Source organism: Paenibacillus sp. WC2504 (assembly GCF_052682475.1).
Genome location: NZ_JBQZFH010000001.1, coordinates 2,243,665 through 2,260,569, shown reverse-complemented (window position 1 = coordinate 2,260,569; position 16,905 = coordinate 2,243,665). Strand labels below are relative to the sequence as shown.

Sequence of the window (16,905 nt, the reverse complement as noted above, 5' to 3'; positions counted from 1 at the left end):
AACTCGTTAGGAGTAGTTCACCCAACGTTTTTGCCCTCTAAATTGAATCAATGTAATGACTAGAATAATCGCGAACAGCACATAAGCCATGGCAGAGGCATAGCCATATTCAAAGCGCTGGAAGGCCGTATAATAAATGTCGTAAACCAGCATGTGCGTTGAACGGCCAGGGCCTCCTTTGGTCAAGACAAAGACCAGATCAAATACTTTGAACGAATTGATAATGCCCATAATAATGGTAAAGAAAATGACCGGCGACAGCATCGGCAATGTTATATTGCGGAACTGTGAGACTTTGCCTGCGCCATCAATTTCCGCTGCTTCATAGAGATCCTTAGGAATTCCCTGCAAGCCGGCTAAATAGAGCACCATATAGTAACCTATCGAATGCCAGATGCTGACGATAATGACCGAGAGGAGCGCCCAATGTGTCGATGCAAGCCAAGTTGGCGGATTGTCCATCCCAAGGCTTCTGAGAAAGCCGTTAATCGGCCCCATGGTCGGGTTATAAAGCAGCTGCCACACGACAGCTACGGCAATGGTTGCCGTAATATGCGGTAGAAAAATTGCCGTTCGAAATATTTTAACGCCTCTCAAGCCTTTATTGAGGGCGACTGCTGCCAAAATCGCAAGAATCAGCGTCACCGGTACGGAAACGGCTGTCATAAGTAAACTATTGAGCAGGGAGATCCGGAACGTTTCATCGCTCCATAAACGCGTATAATTCGATAATCCCGCAAATTCAATTTCACCAAACCCGTTCCACTCCGTAAAACTCATGAGGAAGGAAGCACACACTGGTAAGCAAATAAAAATCAAAAATCCAAGTATATTGGGAAGCAGAAATGTATACCCTGTCAATCGATTACGCCGTAATGCTTTGCTCGAACCCTTCATATGCTTCACCCCTATCAAAGCAGTCGAGCTTCACTACATGGAGCGAAGCTCGGCCGTTTCTGTTCTGTCCCTTACTTTTTGCCTGCTTTGTAATCCTTGGCATATTTATCGGCCCATTCGGAGGCAACGCGCTGGCCGATCTTTTGAATCGCTTGATCGACGGTCTGAGCACCAGTTAAAGCCATTTCGCCTTCTTGCTTGTAAACGCTGTTCACCAAAATGTTTTTCACACCAGGCAGCAGCGGATATTCCGGATATTCTTTTTGTTCCACGAAATAATGGATGTTTTTAGGCTTCAAGCTGCCGTCACCAATATACGTCTTGCGGATTTCATCGTTTATATATCCTGTGAGAAAGCCTTTCGCCGCAAACTGCTTCGCACCTTTCACGCCGGTCATGAACTGAAGCACTTTGAACGCTTCTTCTTTGTGCTTGGAATTCTTGTTCACCATCAAGGACACCGGAGTCGCCAAGCTCGTATTGGCTGCTACGCCTTCCGGATGCGGAACGGGAACAACGTCCCAATCAAAGCTGATTTTCTTCTCGGCTTCCGCTTGTCTAAGCTGTGCCACATGCCAGTCCCCGATCAGATTCATTGCCACATTGCCCTTCTGGAAAGCGGCGTTGTAATGTGCATTTGTCGTAATCTGTTCGGCCCACCCCATCATCGAGCCGTCTTTTTCCATATCCAAACGGAATTGAAGGCCTTTCTTGAACGCCGATAAGTCTTTATCGATGATCGAAGCGCCGGTTTGAACGCCTTGCATATACCACGTTTGTGCCCATGGATGCAAGAATGCCCCGTACGTTTTATTGGCGCCTTCCCCTTTGGTCATCTTCTTCGCCAGTTCACGGAATTCATCCCATGTCATATCCGCTTTCGGATAGGCAACGCCGGCTTGATCGAACAATGTTTTGTTGTAGAACAACATCCAGTTGGATTTCCGGTAAGGAAGTCCGAAAACTTTATCGTTAACTTTTAACGCATCATACAGCGGACCATATCCAGAAACATCCACGTTCGCCTTTTTGACATAATCGTCTAACGGCTCCAAAATGCCTGTGTCCAGAAACACATCCATGTTGCCGCCGAACAAATCGATATTATCCCCAGAAGACAGCTGCATGCGGAGCTTTTCGTAGTACTGTGCTTGTGGAATCGTTTCAAATTGCACTTGGATCGTCGGGTTCTCTTTACTAAATTCTTCGTAAGCGGTTTTAAACGTTTCCAAATCATCCTGAAGTACCGTTGCTTTCAAACTCACTTGAGCCGCTTTAGCGTCTGGGGATGCCGCGCTTTTATCTCCTGCCGTTTGCCCGGCGGACCCGCATCCAGCCAGCAATCCCAACAGCAAAGAGCCTGTCACAGCAAGCTTTAAACTTTTTTTCATTTGACACCCACCCTTTTTTTGATATGATTTGTGTGCGCTTTCTTATTTTGAATTATACGTAGACACCAATCAGGCCGACAGATGAATGTTTTATTCCCCCCCTTTTGCCTGAAGAGAAGGAAGTGATTCTATGCTGTTCGTTACTCTTGTACTGCTCATTTTCACCATATTGTTCACGTACAAAAAGCTAAATCATGCGTCAACCCGCTTCATGTACGGCATCATCATCGGCTGGGTGCTCTCTTTTGTAGCCTTTACGTTGTATCTGAGTAAATTTAATTACTATTTCAATGTGATTCATACCTTTTTTGATTTCAGTCCCGGTACCTGGAATTATTTGGTTTTGACCAAATTCAATCCCGATTGGCTTATTCGCATGCTGAATATCGGCGTTGGGCTATTCTACTGCTCGCTGCTTGGCTTCGCCATTGCCTTCACCCGCAGCTTAAGCATATGGAAACAAAGGATCGGTTATGGAGGTATCTTGCTCTTTTTCATCATCGAGACCGCCTACTTTGATCCTTCTCTTCATATCGCTCTAAGCAATCAGATTGATAGCTTAACCTTCTTTAGTGTGATTGAAATGGTTATAAAGAGCCTTCGCTTCCTCATACTTTTTGTTGCTTTTGGCCTATTGATCAACTATTATTTGAATTATCCGAAAATTAAATTTATCAAAAATTTAACCTTATATCATGTCTTGCTCTTTATTCCGCTTGTCGTGATCCATCTGTTTATTTTTTCCTGGGCTCCGAAAGTATTGGTTAAAGAAACGTATTTGAAAGGTTATTTCAACTATCTGCAGCCTCCTCTTGGCTATCAGTCGATCCTTCTGCCTGTGTTTCCATTTGCCATCTATTTAATCTTGTTTTTGATGATTTACCTGGTGTACAAGTTTAATTCCATTGAAAATTACCGCAAAAACCGCGATATTCAAATTAATAAAAGCATCGACACGGCAACGCTTGGTACGCGCGCTTTTACACATGCCCTCAAAAATCATTTGATCGGCATTCAGTCCGAGGCTGCCTATCTGAAAGAACGCCATCAGGCGGACAGCGAATCCATATATAGCCTTGACCTCATCTTACGATCGTCGCAATCAGCGCTCGCCAGCATTAACGATGCCGCTGATAAATTAAAAAATATAAGTCTGAATCTCCAACCGATGTCTATCGATCTTCCGGTTCAGCAGGCGATTGCCCGCTTAAACGAACAGGCCAGCCGCTGCCAAGTCGATTATTCGCCGGGTTCGCTGCCCGCTAATTGTTATATCGACCTCAATCACTTGACTGAAGCCATTTACAACCTGCTTCTCAATGCCAGTGAATCACTACTATTTCGGGATGACGGCCGCATTGTGGTCGAACGGAGCCAGCAGAACGGTTGGGCACTTATTCGAATTACCGATAACGGCCCCGGTGTCGCCGAGGAGCATTTGGAGGCGATTTTCGATCCTTTTTTCACTACCAAAGCATCGGTTAATAATTGGGGAATCGGCTTGTCCTATTGCCACAAGATCATCATAGGCCACGATGGTAAGATTGTCGTAGAGAGCAAGAAAGACGTCGGTACGACCTTTACGGTCTACTTGCCGATTATCTAAAAGAACGGACAGCTGACGAAAGGAGATCCTGTACAATGACACATCAACCTATCCGTATTCTCATCGCTGATGACATGGAAGCTCACCTCCGAAGGCTGGAAAGGACATTCGCCGGACATGATGATTTTGCTTGTGTCGCGCGTGTTTCCTCGGGGCACGATGCCGTTATTCAAGCAGCGCTGCATCAACCGGAAGTGATTCTCATGGACATCGAGATGGAATCCCAATTCGCGGGTATTCAAGCGGCGAAAATCATTCACGACAAATATCCCCAGATGAAAATCATCGTGCTCACCGTTCACAAGGACGAAAACTTCATCTTTGCCGCCTTTCAGACAGGCATTACGGACTATTTGTTAAAAACCGCTACTGACGTCGAAATTATGGAAGCCATACGCGCCGCCTACATGAACGCATCCCCAATCCGCCCGATGATTGCCGAGAAAATTCGTGAAGAATTTGCACGCGTGAAGCGAGCAGAGAACAGCCTGCTGAATATTATTCAGATCATTTCAGAGCTTACGCCAAGCGAACTGCAGGTCCTCCGCTTACTATGCGAAGGCAAGAAAAGGAAACAAATTGCCGAAGAGCGATTTGTTGAATATGAAACCATTAAGAAACAAATAAATTCAATTCTGAAGAAATTTCAAATGCCTGATTCCGCAATGGTTATCCAAACCATCAATGATTTGCGAATTTTCGAGGTTCTGAAGAAGCTCTAAGCTGGAGGGACAAATGTGGAAGAAAACGCAAAAAATGAACACGTTAATTACCATCATCCCTTGCTGCGTTACAAAATATGGGACATTACTTTAGAGCCACTGCCTTCGTTACCTTGGAATATCTGGCATTATCATAAAGAAATAGAAATCATTCTCTTATTTGAAGGCTCCATGCAAGTTGAAACAGTCGACACGATTTATCAATTACAAGATCAGGATCTCTTAATTATAGGATCATCTCGGTTGCACCGTACCCGAAGACAGAAGTTAGTTAAGCAAATTGTACTGCAATTGGACATCCTAGCACAATTAGATCAGTATACCAAGGACTTCTCACCTATTTTGCTGGAATTATCGGAACCGCTGGATCGTATTAATGAGGTGCTGGCTAACAACCCATCTGTCAAAGAAACGATGTTTCACCTGTTAGTCCAAGTATACCGAGAAGCAAGCCAGATGGAGGCCGGCTACGAACTGGCGATAAGTGGCGCCTTCAAACAGCTGCTTTCCCTGCTCATTCGTCATGCTCCCTCTTCTCCTCCCATATCACCTGCAGATTGGCAGCGTCTCAAGCCCGTATTGGATTATATTGAATTAAATTATCAAAACCCGATTCGAATTCAGGATGTACTACATCTTGTGCATTTGGAGTATCATTATTTCATCAAATATTTCCAACAGTGTATCGGTATGTCCTTTGTCGATTATCTTCATTTAAGACGAATTAAAACAGCTGAGCATCTGCTGCTTACCGAATCGTTAAATATTGCCGATGTTGGGGTTCAATCGGGTTTCCCGAACGTCAACATGTTCATTCGTATTTTCAAACGCTATAACGAGTACACGCCTTCCGAATTCCGAAAAAAGCGAATACAAAAACCTGTATCGTTCGTTTAACGTAAAAAAGTGCTCTTCCGCAGTCGGAAGGGCACTTTTTTATATTTAACTACTCGCTTGTTTGCAGCATCGCGCGTTTTTGGATCAGTTCATTAGTTGCTCTGCGAGCGATACGGGTTGCAATTAGCCCGTCCAGTCCGGTCGGCATATCTCCCGTTTGACCGGTCTCAAGCGATAAAGCAAAGGCCTCGTACATCCCCTTGAAATTCTTTTCAGACGTATAAGGAAACCGGGTCGTGCCAGATGCATTGCGCATTTCAAATATTTTGGCTTCGCGATCATAACGAATAACTCCGTCCGTCCCGATCAGTTCATAAATAAAGTGAGACACCGGTTCTTTAGCCGTAAAACAGTAAGAATAGCTGATTTCCAACATCGTATGTACCTCGTTAGCATGCTTCATATGAAGGTACATATGGTCTGGAGCTTCATATTCGTCCACCCAGGCTCCTTCCGAATGCTGAAGCTGTACATCCGAATTCAACCACCATCTTGCAAGGTCAATCTGATGCACACCGCAGTCAACCATAGGTCCGCCTTCGATCATTCGGTTTGCACGTCTTAGGTTTAACTGTGAAGGAATTCCGTCATAATTTATATATTTTCCATGATTATTCCAAATATAGCTTAACCTCAGTGAGCGAACGTCACCGATGCTCTTATTTTCAACGATGGTTTTGATCATCTGAGAAACGGGGCTAAACCGGTAGTCAAAGGCTGTAAACAGCATTAATCCCGCTTTTTCCATCAAAGCGATCATCTCTGCAGCCTCTTCGTCATCCATAGCCAATGGTTTCTCGCATAAGACATGCTTGCCATAACGTGCAGCGTCGCGAACATTTTGATAATGAGAAGGTGCTGGCGATGTAATCACTACGGCATCAATTCCGGATTGAAAAAACAGCTCTACATCACTAAAAACTTCAACCTGATGTTTCTTCTGAAGCTCTTCTTTTCGAGCAGCAACAGGTTCATAGATAGCAGCTAATTCAAATTTAGACGAATTCATTATTGAGGGAATATGTCCGTAATTCGCAACAACCCCACAACCCATCAAACCTAACTTAAACATAAATTTCCCTCCTGTAGATCCTACCAAGCTGATCTTTTCTGTTCTTTCTATTCTTTAACCGAACCCATTAATACCCCTTTAACAAAATATTTTTGCAAGAATGGGTATACCAACAAAATGGGGAGTGTGGCGACCACAATAGCCGCATATTTCAATGTTTCCGGAAACGCCGTTTTATTGGCATCATCGATGACTTGTCCGTATCCTGTGGAGTCTCCAATGATGACAAGCTGCCTTAATACGACCTGCAGCGTCCAATAACGCGAATTATTCATATACATGATGGCTGCAAAAAACTGATTCCAATTCCCAACGGCATAAAATAGCGTAAAGGAAGCAAGTGCAGGCAAAGACAGCGGTAACGCGATTCGCATAAAAATGCCAAAGTTGCTGCAACCGTCAATCCTTGCTGAGTCTTCTAACGCTTGCGGGATACTCGCGAAAAAATTTTTCAATACAATCAGATTAAAAGCTGAAATAGCACCAGGCAGCATTAAAGCCCAAAGACTGTTGATCATCCCCAACTGTTTAACAACGAGATAGGTCGGGATAAGTCCACCGCTAAACATCATCGAAAACACAATGAGCATCAAAATAGCCCGACGCGCACGAAATCGTTTTTTTGACAAGGAATAACCCAGCGTTGAGGTAAACAACATATTGATGGCTGTTCCAACTACAGTAATAAATAGGGTAAAGAGTAGCGCTCTTACAAACGACGGGGTGGTAAGAATCATGTGGTAGGACGTAAGAGTAAACTTCTCCGGCCATAAAATAATGCTTTCCGTAAGCACCTGCTTGATCGGTGATAGGGATGCGACAATGACATAATAGAAGGGAATAAAGGTTATTACCGCTACTAAGAACAATGATAGATAGTTTGCACCATCGAAAATCCGACTGCCTACCCCTCTATTTCGAATCATGCTGTAATCCTCCTTCTCATTCCCTGTTCAGTAGATGCCATCTTCGCCGGCCTTTTTAACCAACCAATTCGCAACCGCAACAACAATGAGACTGATGATTGATTTAAAGAGTCCAACCGCCGTAGAAAAGCTTAATTGCCCCTCAACCAGTCCCTTTTGATAGACAAACGTTTCGAAAACATCTCCTACATTTCGCACCAAACTGTTTAGCATGAGGAAAATTTGCTCAAATCCGACATCCATAATATGTCCCAGTCGCAGTAGAAACAAAATAATAATCGTACTGCGAATCGTTGGCAGCGTAACATGCCATAACTGTTTCCATCGGTTCGCTCCATCCATGACCGCAGCTTCATACAATTGCGGATCGACACCTGCGAGTGCAGCCAAATAGATGATGGTTCCCCAACCCGCTTCTTTCCAAATATCTTGTAATACAATCAGTGTTCTAAAAATGGCCGGTTCCGACAAGAAATTGACCGTTTTTCCACCCATTGCTTCAATGATATGGTTAACGACTCCCCCGCCTGACAACAAGACAAACGTAATTGAGGCAATGACGACCCAAGAAATAAAATGCGGGAGATAAATGATCGTCTGGATTAACTTTTTAAAAAATGTTTTGCTTATTTCATGCAGCATTAGGGCAAAAATGATCGGAACGGGAAAGAAAAAGATCAGCTGATAGAAACTAATTAACAACGTGTTTCTCATTAAATTCCAAAAATGATCATAAGCAAAAAGCTCCTGGAAATGCTTAAGCCCAACCCACTCACTTTTCCAAAACCCCAAAAAGGGACTGAAATCCTGAAAGGAAATCAAAATTCCCCACATGGGCAGATATTTAAATAAAAGAAAATAAACGATCCCAGGAAGGGCAAGCAAATAAAGATCCCAATCTTGTATAAAAGCAACAAATTTCCGTTTCGTTGCCTTCTTCGTTATCGGCTGGGTTAAGCTGGACTGCCCTGAAAATTGGTTCATACATGTCATCCCCCAATGATACTAGTTCACTTGCCGCACCCTGTACGACAAGTGAACTGAACGAATGCGGCTTCCTTTATTTCGTTCCCTGAGATTTATAGAACTCGTTGGTTTCCTTCGTGATTTGATCGCCTCCACCGGATTTCCATTTCGTAACAAACTCATCGAATGCATTGGCCGGCAGCTGCCCTGTAATAATTCTTGTAAAGTAATCATATCTAAGCTTATTGTTTATTTCTTCGTTCTTCTGAATTTGAGTAGGAGATATGTAGGATGGAAGCGTTAAGGCAATTCCCTTGTCCTTATTTTTATCGAGCGCATCACGCTGAACTTTTTGGACATCGAGCGGTGCTCCCGTATCGGAATAGCTGTAGATGTCATAGGGTGAAACCATGATCAATTCTTTAAGATCATCTTTAATGTATTTCTCGTTCGTAGTGAACGTACCGTCCGCATTCTTCGTGTTATGGATACCATCTATCCCGTATTTATTGAAATGATACCCTTCATCACTTGCTTCCCAGTTCATAATCTCTAGTATTTTTTCTACTTTCTCTGGTTTTGCGGTTGCAGGTATGACCCATCCAGCAGCGTTGCCGCTACCAGCAAAGTATCCACTGGCTCCAGTTGGCCCTACAGGAGGATCGATATAAATAAGCTCCGCTTTTGGATCCACTTTTTTCAACGCAGCAATGTCCTGAGCGTAGTCAATGATATAGCTCTCTAGCATAATCCCTGCTTTTCCGCTTTGAATCTCTTTTCGAGTGTTTCCTTGTTGAACCGGGAAATCTTTGCTTAAGGCTCCCTGTGCATATAAATCCCGTAAATATTGAAGCGACTGATTCATTCCTGGGGTAATAAATGAATTGACAAGGGTCCCGTCTGCCTGTTTCAACCAGCCGTTTCCTGTTCCGAATGCACCAAACAATGGGTTCAAATTCGATAATTTGGGATCTGTGGCAATCCCATACGTATCTGCATTGCCATCGCCATCAGGATCATTTTTGGTGAAGGCGATTGCGACTTTAGCAAAATCTTCCGTTGTTTTGGGAATGGGTAAATTAAGTTTATCCAGCCAATCCTTCCGAATAAGGACGCCTGTGCGCACAATCGGCCTCACCCTCGGAATCATATAGAAATGTCCGTCTACTTTCACATTGTCCCAGATCATTTGCGGGTATTTTTTCAAATTAGGCGCTTTATCAATATATTTATCTAATTGCATGAAAGCTCCTTGCTTCAAATAGCCGCTTAAAGCCGCATCGGGAAATGCATTCCAGACCATCACATCCGGTATACTGCCAGAAGCCACAATCGTGTTTTGCTTGGTTGTGTAATCATTAATCGGCGTGTCCATAATCGTCAGCTTAACGTTAAACTTTTTCTCCAAAAACTTGATAGCCTCATTATCGTCATGTGTAATCTGGATATTAGCCGATGTGTAAAACATCACACTTAAATCCATCGGTGCAGCAGCTTTCGAATCTCCAGAAGATGAATTCGTGGTTGAAGCGGAAGAACAGCCAATTAATGAAGCTGTTAGAACAGCTGTCGCTGCAAGCGTGTTTACCTTACGCAATCTGTTTTTGACCAAATGGTTAACCCCCTAGATTCATCATCTTTTTAAAGATAACGCTTTCACGTCTCTCAATCTTTGCTCCTACAAAGTCAATTGTACGTGATAGTCAGCATAGATTCTAGGAACAGAACTGGTGTAAAATCACACAAAACTGTCATTTTTCATGTAACCGGAAGTTCTCTATTGGGTTAAAATAGCCCCGTAATGCCCATTCACAGAAACGGTCACTGAACCATTTTGAACCATGTATGCCGTTCCTGTCATTCGATCAGTCTTGATGCTTCCGTCCACAACACTCAGCTTCGACACAGGAACCGTAACGGATTTCCGGGCCGTATCATTGTTTAAAACAACAGCAATTCGGTTTGTATTATCAAATCGGCCATATGAATAAATGTCAGAGGCATCATCTGCCTGCAGTGTCATAAACGACCCCATCCTTAGTGCAGGATATTGATTACGAATACTAATTAATTGCTGCGTCAGAGAAACAGCGCTGTTAGAGGTAGTTCCTTGCGCCCAATCAAATGGGCGACGGTTGTCGGGATCCGCACCGCCCTGCATGCCATATTCATCCCCATAATAGATGGTTGGTGTTCCAACATAGGTCATCTGGAAAAATAGAGTGAGATATGTTTTCCAAATGTCTCCTCCCGCCCTCGTTCCGAATCGCGTAATGTCATGATTGCCCAAATGATTGCTCATCACCTGTTGGACGTTCGACGGATAATTCGCCCGAGTGCCTAGCAGCCAACTGTCAAATTAAGATGTCGGTATCGATGCTGCATTATTGCTATAGTCTTTACCTGTAATCCATTCCGATACCGGCTGTGTGAAGCCATCGAAATTCGTCGCTCCGTCCCACTGATCACCAGCCGCCGTCCAAGATGACGCGTTCCCCCAAATATTCGCCCAGAATGTTGGCGTTAGGATTTATGGGTTTAACTGCACTGCGGAACTCCACCAAAGATTCCATAGCTCCCAAAACTTTGACCTAGAGTATTTTGGGCTTACAAAGTCTTGTATAATCCTTCGTTTGGGTTTCCTCACAGTCACAGAACTGTCACTCACACGAAACTGTCTTAGACACCACCCAAACTTGTTGGGCATAAGCTGATATATGTCATTCTGAGAGGATGTTTGTACATGTATTACCGATTTGTTCCCCACTGGCCATATTATTCCCCTTATGTGGAAGGCGAGTGGCTCTCGTGGCGTAGCGCCGTTGAATCTGACGGAGTCAGTCGTCTGCCTGAGCAGCGGCTTTCCTTCGTGCTTGTGCATGGATCCTGGGCCGACGCTCATTTCTGGGACGGCGTTGCTGCCGTACTGCGCAGTCAGGGGCATACCGTCCATGCGCCGGAATACGCGGGTCACGGCACAGATCCGAACAAAAATGTCACGCATGCGATGATCACGAAGTCTGTCGTCGATTATATAATGAGGCTGAACTTGCGCGACATCGTTCTCGTAGGACACAGCTTCGGTGGCACTGTCATCCAGAAGGTTGCTGAACAAATACCAGATCGCATCAAACGCCTCGTCTTCTGGGACGCATTTGTTCTGAAAGACGGCGGGTCGCTAGCGGATGAGTTGCCGCCTCCAACGAGGCAGGGTTTCGAGCAGCTCAGAGCCGGATCGAAGGACGACACCATTCTGCTTCCATTTCCGCTGTTTCGGGATTTGTTCGTCAATACAGCAACTTTGGAGCAAGCCAAACATTTCTATACAAGTGTCCGTCCTGAACCGGCGAAACCGCTTTTCGAGAAATTAGATCTCAAAGTGTTCTATACACTGCCTACGCCCAAAAGTTACGTCTATTTCTATCAAGACAACGTATTGCCACAAGGAGAAGGCTTCGGCTGGAATCCGCATATGTCCTCGCGGCTCGGTGTGTTCCGTTTGATCGTCGGGGACGGAGACCATTTTACGGATACGCGCACAAGGCCTGCCATGCTGGCTCGGAAGCTGTACGAGGCGGGACGTGACTGATCGGAAACGCAAATGTAAGCCCAGGCGTACCATGCTTGGGCTTTGTTTGTTATTGGGGGTATAGAAGTAACAGAAATTTATACCAGCATATGGTATTATGAGTGTTGGATAAGCCTATAACATGAGTGGAAGGGACGTGGATATTCTGAGCCAATGGAATGAAATGACGGACGATTCTCAGTCCAGATGGGACGAGATTGCGGCGTTTTGGGATGATTACATGGGTGAACATAGCAATCGATTCCATCGTGAAATTATCAGACCAAAGACGGAAGAACTTCTTGAAGTAAAAGAAGGTCAGATCCTGCTGGATATTGCATGTGGTAATGGAAACTTCTCACGAAGGTTGGCTGATTTAGGCGCTGAGGTTGTTGCTTTTGACTATAGTCCTAACATGATCGAGCGAGCAAAAATAAGGTCAACTACCTATATAAATCGCATAGATTATCAAGTGGTTGATGCAACAAACTATCAGTCATTACTAACCCTCGGAATAGAAAAGTATGATGGTGCTGTGGCTAATATGGCTCTAATGGATATTGCGGATATAACCTGTTTAACAAAGGCGCTTTCACAGCTATTAAAAAAGAGCGGGATCTTCGTATTCTCCATACCGCATCCGTGTTTCCAAACGCCAACTACAAGAAAAATACATGAATCCGAAGACCGTAACGGGGAGATTGTTACAAGAAATAGTATCCAAATCTCAACCTATTTAACTCCAGAGCCTAGCCAAACAATAGGCATAAAAGGTCAACCTGTTCCTCATCTCCTATTTCATAGGCCTTTATCCTATTATATGAATTTATTTTTCAGCTCGGGTTTTGTTCTTGATGGTTTGCATGAGCCAAGCTTCGAGAAGGATGAACAGGCAAACAATAAGTTCGATTGGTATGATATCCCGCCTGCGGTTATATTTCGTTTTAGAAAAATGTAGGATGTGCAAGTTCTGTAATGGTACTGAGTAGACTGTCTCGGACCCTGTTAACTTAAGTTGATAATCTATCGGTTCGGCGTGGACATCCTCCATAAGCGCTGGTTTGATAATCCATTTTGGTCCAAGCCAGGTATCAATTTGATACCACGTTCCTGATTACCCGGTGGCACTCATCGCGTTTATAACGTACTTCGGTCCATACTGTATATTGGCAGACCTTTAGCCATTCCTCGGGACTTCTTTTGTAATAAAAACTAAATGGTGCACCTGGGGCAAGCTGCACATTTTGATAAGGTGCTATGGCACCTAGAGGACGGCTGTTTTCATCGTCAAACAAGCTAAATACAGGGGGAGGCTGTAAACTCCCCTAGCGGACTCTAGTTCCCCTTACTGACTTTTCGCTCACTACAATGAAAAAGAAGAACAAGTCGCTTATCTGTAAAGACAGCAGCCTGTTCTTCTTTTTTATCACTACGGTTTAAACACCATTAGCAAAATGACTATGAATGCAGCAAGATTTGCAATCACTTCCAACCAGGCAGATCGCCTGCGACTTTGCCTGTACGCATCAGGCAAATTATCGCCCTGCGTCTTCTGCAGCAGTGTAAGCTGCTGCTTAATGCCCGCCGGAATGAGTCCGGCAAAGATGACGAGAATGACTAGGAAGATGACAATCGAGAGCAAATACCACAGCTCTTTAAACAAAGAGGTTTCAAGAAAGCCAAGGGCCAAACCTGTAAGCAGCAGCAATGTGCCACCTAGCTTCGGGAGGATCGCCGTCTTCTCCAACAGTGCGAGCGCGAACTTGGCTTGACCTGTTGTTCTGGCGCTGCTCATAATTAAAGGGTAGCAGATGACTGCAGCCATAGCTGTTATGGCGGAAATAATATGGACGAACAACAGGTAAATATACATGTATGGCCCCCTACTTTATATTTAAACTTCTAATGAGGATATTGTTTTAATAGTTGTGGTTTTCGTACTTATCATTGTTTCCGTATTCGCGATCCGGGCACGCTGCTCTTCTCGATATAACATCCAACCTACGACAAGTCCGTATACGGCTGTAACAATATGGATCCAAGAAGGAGTTTTATCTGCGGCAATTGTTATCACCAATAGGGCATCGATAATAGGCATTACTATAGAAGTTAGCATGACAACGAGCATTGCTTTTCTCATCCGAAGTACCATTAAGGCTAGCAGGAAGATACCAATAAACAGGTCACGATCTGCTTTAATATGAACAAGATATTTATCAGAAACGTCATGCAGAGGGAGGCCAAAATCTCGAATCGCCGCTTCCGGTGTGATAAAACCTTTTACTCCTAAAAAAAACATCAACAGCGTAACAACCCCCACTAACCAAAACGATACTGACTTTAATCCCCAATTCGATGCGCTCATTTTTTTGTCTCCTTTTTCCAATTTATTTAATTGACTTTATTGTACTGCGGGACTATTATTCTGTTAAGAACGCACTTTAAAGTACGCCACATACTTAAAAGTAAGGGTGTGATATATCAATGATTCATCAACGCGAGTGTCCCATCGAGACGGTCATTCATGTTTTAGGTGGAAAGTGGAAACCGACGATCTTATGGCATTTAGTTGAATCAACCAGGCGGTATAACGATCTGGAAAAGCTAATTCCGGATGTCTCCCAAAAAATGCTCACACAACATCTTCGTGATTTAGAACACGAAGGCGTGATCCAAAGAACGGTATACCCTACCGTCCCTCCAAAAGTAGAATATTCGCTTAGTGAATATGGCCGAACATTGGTCCCTGTAGCAGAAGTCATGTGTGCTTGGGGAGAAAAACATAATGAACGCAAACAAAAAGAACCAGCGTCTTAAAGCTGGTTCTTTTTGTTTGCGTTTAAGTCATTTTCCTGAACCCAAGCCCACATAGCTGCAAAAATAGGCTGCAGTTCCCACCCGCGCTCCGTTAGCTCATATTCTACATGTAGGGGAACCCCGGGGTATAGCGTGCGCGTAATAATGCCTTTTTCCTCTAATACCCTCAGTCGATCTGTTAATGTCTTCGGGCTAATCGGGTGCAACCTTCGCCGCAACTCTCCGAATCGCCTGGTGCCGACGAACAACTCCAACAAAAGAGGAAGTGTCCATTTACCATCCAAGATTTCGAGCAAAGGATCAATCGCTTCGATACAAGAACGATCCAACATGCACGTTTCCTCCATAGTTCATTTTGTGAAACTATTGCACCTTTTTGTAACTACTTTTCAAATGTACCACAGTACTGTAGTCTTATTGAAGAGCAGGAATATAAGTTTCTACTTCATATCGATTTCAACCCCTGCGTGGTGCGCGCAACCAGGGCAATTAAGCGATAGGATCAAGGCTTTGTACCATTTTAATAATCAGAATATTCAGCTATTTACTCCATACCATTTAAACTTTGCCTGAAAAGGCTGATTGGAGGCACATATGCAAAGACCATTTGTTGTAGATACATCGGAGTATCCGTTCAAGGACAACTGGATGCCGTATCGCGATGGCATGATTCATTACGTTGACGAGGGGCAAGGCCCCGTCATTCTTCTTCTACACGGAAATCCCACCTGGTCGTATCTTTACCGGAATGTCATCAAAGAGTTGAGCGGTGAATGTCGGCTAATTGCACTGGATTACCCAGGACTCGGGATGTCACGGGCTCCTTCCGGCTATGGCTACACACCTCAGGAGCATTCGGAGGCGGTCACCGAATTCATCCGGCGCTTAGATCTCAGAGACTTCGTACTAGTCGTGCAAGATTGGGGAGGTCCGATCGGGTTCAATTACGCCGTCAAACACCATGAGAATCTGCGCGGAATTGTCCTTATGAATACATGGGCATGGCCGGCAACACTCCCCGCGATGAAGCTATTCTCGTTAGCGATGGGGGGATGGCCAATCGGCTATTGGCTGCAGACAAGGCATAACTTTTTCGCTAAGAAAATTGTTCCACATGGGATCCATCATACCGAGAAAGTTACGAATACCTTGAGAAAGGCCTATACCGATCCATTCCCAACGCCAAAATCACGGAAACCTACATGGGTATTCCCGAGGCAGATCCGAATGGCACGTCCTTGGCTTGAGGAGATCGAGAAAAAACTTCCGGTTCTATCCCATTTGCCAACTCAGATTCTGTGGGGGACGAAAGATAGCGCGGGTTTTCCACCTGTAGAAATGGCCAGATGGCAGAGTTATTTGAAAATGAATGAAACCGAGTCGTTAGTCGACGCCTCTCACTATGTGCAGGAAGATCGGCCAGACCGGGTGACCGCATCCATTCGCAGAGTCCTTAAACGGACAGCGCAACAAATACAGGAGGTTATACAATGAAAACAATTCTATGGGCAACATTAACTGGTAACGGCAACTACGCGCAAGCGAGTTCGAATCACCCGCCAAAAGAGGAAGCACTCGGCGATTTTGCAGCACATGCTAGAAAAGCAGGAAATTTCATTGTCGGAAGACGTACGTTTGAAGGGATGCAGGCAAGCGGCAGTGGCGGCGATTTTGCCGAAATGGATATCGTCGTTGTATCGGGGAGCGTAAAAGAAATTCCCGGTGTGACGGTTGTTGGCTCCCCAAGCGACGCCTTAAGCTACCTGCGGGATAAAGGCTATCCAACTGCCCTCATTTCGGGAGGTGCGGACCTTCACAATGCTTTCCTGAGTCAAGGGCTTGTCGATGAACTCATATTCAATATCGCACCGGTACTCGAAGGCAAAGGACTTAATCTATTAATCGATACGGAGAAATACCAATACAAGGAAGTGGAATTATTGAACTTTAAATCGCTAGGCAGCGGCGTCGTTCAAGTGCACTATGCGATTGATCATACTATATAGGATGCATCGTGTAACCTTCCAGCAGGACGAACACGAA

18 protein-coding genes are annotated in these 16,905 nt (G+C 44.5%); 8 read left to right on the top strand and 10 right to left on the bottom strand.

All coding sequences use genetic code 11. From position 1 onward, the window contains the following. Positions 1 to 6: 6 nt before the first annotated feature. The gene (locus ACUN27_RS10000; protein ID WP_315951649.1) at positions 7 to 780 is read right to left on the bottom strand and encodes a carbohydrate ABC transporter permease; all 774 of its coding nucleotides are present in this window, start codon (positions 778 to 780) and stop codon (positions 7 to 9) included. Between the two features lie 188 nt (positions 781 to 968). Next, on the bottom strand, positions 969 to 2,288 hold the full coding sequence (locus tag ACUN27_RS09995; protein WP_326061817.1) for an ABC transporter substrate-binding protein: 1,320 nt from the start codon (positions 2,286 to 2,288) through the stop codon (positions 969 to 971). 130 nt (positions 2,289 to 2,418) lie between these two features. Here ACUN27_RS09995 and ACUN27_RS09990 point away from each other — a divergent pair, with 130 nt between their 5' ends. Genes ACUN27_RS09990 through ACUN27_RS09980 form a run of 3 tightly spaced genes read left to right on the top strand, consistent with a single transcriptional unit; the run spans position 2,419 to position 5,513 of the window. After that, the gene (locus ACUN27_RS09990; protein WP_315951652.1) at positions 2,419 to 3,894 is read left to right on the top strand and encodes a sensor histidine kinase; all 1,476 of its coding nucleotides are present in this window, start codon (positions 2,419 to 2,421) and stop codon (positions 3,892 to 3,894) included. Positions 3,895 to 3,929: 35 nt separating this feature from the next. Further along, complete coding sequence (locus ACUN27_RS09985; protein WP_326061816.1) at positions 3,930 to 4,616, top strand: response regulator transcription factor; 687 nt, start codon at positions 3,930 to 3,932, stop codon at positions 4,614 to 4,616. Positions 4,617 to 4,631: 15 nt separating this feature from the next. Next, on the top strand, positions 4,632 to 5,513 hold the full coding sequence (locus tag ACUN27_RS09980; RefSeq protein ID WP_315951656.1) for an AraC family transcriptional regulator: 882 nt from the start codon (positions 4,632 to 4,634) through the stop codon (positions 5,511 to 5,513). A 49-nt stretch (positions 5,514 to 5,562) separates the two neighbouring features. Here the strand turns inward: ACUN27_RS09980 and ACUN27_RS09975 are convergent, their stop codons facing one another. The 5 genes from ACUN27_RS09975 to ACUN27_RS09955 form a co-directional block, all read right to left on the bottom strand. Next, positions 5,563 to 6,585, bottom strand: a complete 1,023-nt coding sequence (locus tag ACUN27_RS09975; protein ID WP_326061815.1) for a Gfo/Idh/MocA family protein — start codon at positions 6,583 to 6,585, stop codon at positions 5,563 to 5,565. Positions 6,586 to 6,632: 47 nt separating this feature from the next. Next, complete coding sequence (locus ACUN27_RS09970) at positions 6,633 to 7,511, bottom strand: carbohydrate ABC transporter permease (protein ID WP_315951659.1); 879 nt, start codon at positions 7,509 to 7,511, stop codon at positions 6,633 to 6,635. A 27-nt stretch (positions 7,512 to 7,538) separates the two neighbouring features. Beyond that, entirely contained in the window at positions 7,539 to 8,495 is a 957-nt protein-coding gene (locus ACUN27_RS09965) for an ABC transporter permease (RefSeq protein WP_315951660.1), read from the bottom strand. Positions 8,496 to 8,571: 76 nt separating this feature from the next. Continuing rightward, positions 8,572 to 10,089, bottom strand: coding sequence for an extracellular solute-binding protein (locus tag ACUN27_RS09960; protein ID WP_326061813.1), 1,518 nt, complete (start codon positions 10,087 to 10,089; stop codon positions 8,572 to 8,574). Between the two features lie 165 nt (positions 10,090 to 10,254). Continuing rightward, entirely contained in the window at positions 10,255 to 10,779 is a 525-nt protein-coding gene (locus ACUN27_RS09955; RefSeq protein ID WP_445558811.1) for an alpha-amylase family glycosyl hydrolase, read from the bottom strand. 441 nt (positions 10,780 to 11,220) lie between these two features. Between ACUN27_RS09955 and ACUN27_RS09950 the strand changes: the two genes are divergently transcribed. Both ACUN27_RS09950 and ACUN27_RS09945 read left to right on the top strand, forming a co-directional pair. Then, positions 11,221 to 12,066: an alpha/beta fold hydrolase gene (locus ACUN27_RS09950; protein WP_315951664.1), complete on the top strand. Its 846-nt coding sequence runs from the start codon at positions 11,221 to 11,223 to the stop codon at positions 12,064 to 12,066. A 136-nt stretch (positions 12,067 to 12,202) separates the two neighbouring features. Beyond that, positions 12,203 to 13,003 (top strand): class I SAM-dependent methyltransferase, encoded by an 801-nt coding sequence (locus ACUN27_RS09945; protein WP_326061811.1) that lies wholly within the window; start codon positions 12,203 to 12,205, stop codon positions 13,001 to 13,003. 471 nt (positions 13,004 to 13,474) lie between these two features. Here ACUN27_RS09945 and ACUN27_RS09940 read toward each other — a convergent pair whose 3' ends face one another. Further along, positions 13,475 to 13,918, bottom strand: coding sequence for a DUF2269 family protein (locus tag ACUN27_RS09940; RefSeq protein WP_315951666.1), 444 nt, complete (start codon positions 13,916 to 13,918; stop codon positions 13,475 to 13,477). 21 nt (positions 13,919 to 13,939) lie between these two features. Continuing rightward, positions 13,940 to 14,410, bottom strand: coding sequence for a DUF4267 domain-containing protein (locus ACUN27_RS09935; RefSeq protein ID WP_315951667.1), 471 nt, complete (start codon positions 14,408 to 14,410; stop codon positions 13,940 to 13,942). A gap of 119 nt (positions 14,411 to 14,529) precedes the next feature. Here ACUN27_RS09935 and ACUN27_RS09930 point away from each other — a divergent pair, with 119 nt between their 5' ends. Further along, a complete protein-coding gene (locus tag ACUN27_RS09930; RefSeq protein ID WP_315951668.1) occupies positions 14,530 to 14,862 on the top strand; it encodes a winged helix-turn-helix transcriptional regulator in 333 nt (110 codons plus the stop codon). Here the strand turns inward: ACUN27_RS09930 and ACUN27_RS09925 are convergent. Next, complete coding sequence (locus tag ACUN27_RS09925) at positions 14,859 to 15,194, bottom strand: winged helix-turn-helix transcriptional regulator (protein WP_315951669.1); 336 nt, start codon at positions 15,192 to 15,194, stop codon at positions 14,859 to 14,861. The genes ACUN27_RS09930 and ACUN27_RS09925 overlap by 4 nt on opposite strands. A gap of 262 nt (positions 15,195 to 15,456) precedes the next feature. Between ACUN27_RS09925 and ACUN27_RS09920 the strand changes: the two genes are divergently transcribed. Continuing rightward, positions 15,457 to 16,356, top strand: a complete 900-nt coding sequence (locus ACUN27_RS09920; protein ID WP_315951670.1) for an alpha/beta fold hydrolase — start codon at positions 15,457 to 15,459, stop codon at positions 16,354 to 16,356. Beyond that, positions 16,353 to 16,868 (top strand): dihydrofolate reductase family protein, encoded by a 516-nt coding sequence (locus tag ACUN27_RS09915; RefSeq protein WP_326061810.1) that lies wholly within the window; start codon positions 16,353 to 16,355, stop codon positions 16,866 to 16,868. The genes ACUN27_RS09920 and ACUN27_RS09915 overlap by 4 nt, the downstream gene beginning before the upstream one ends. Positions 16,869 to 16,905: the final 37 nt, after the last annotated feature.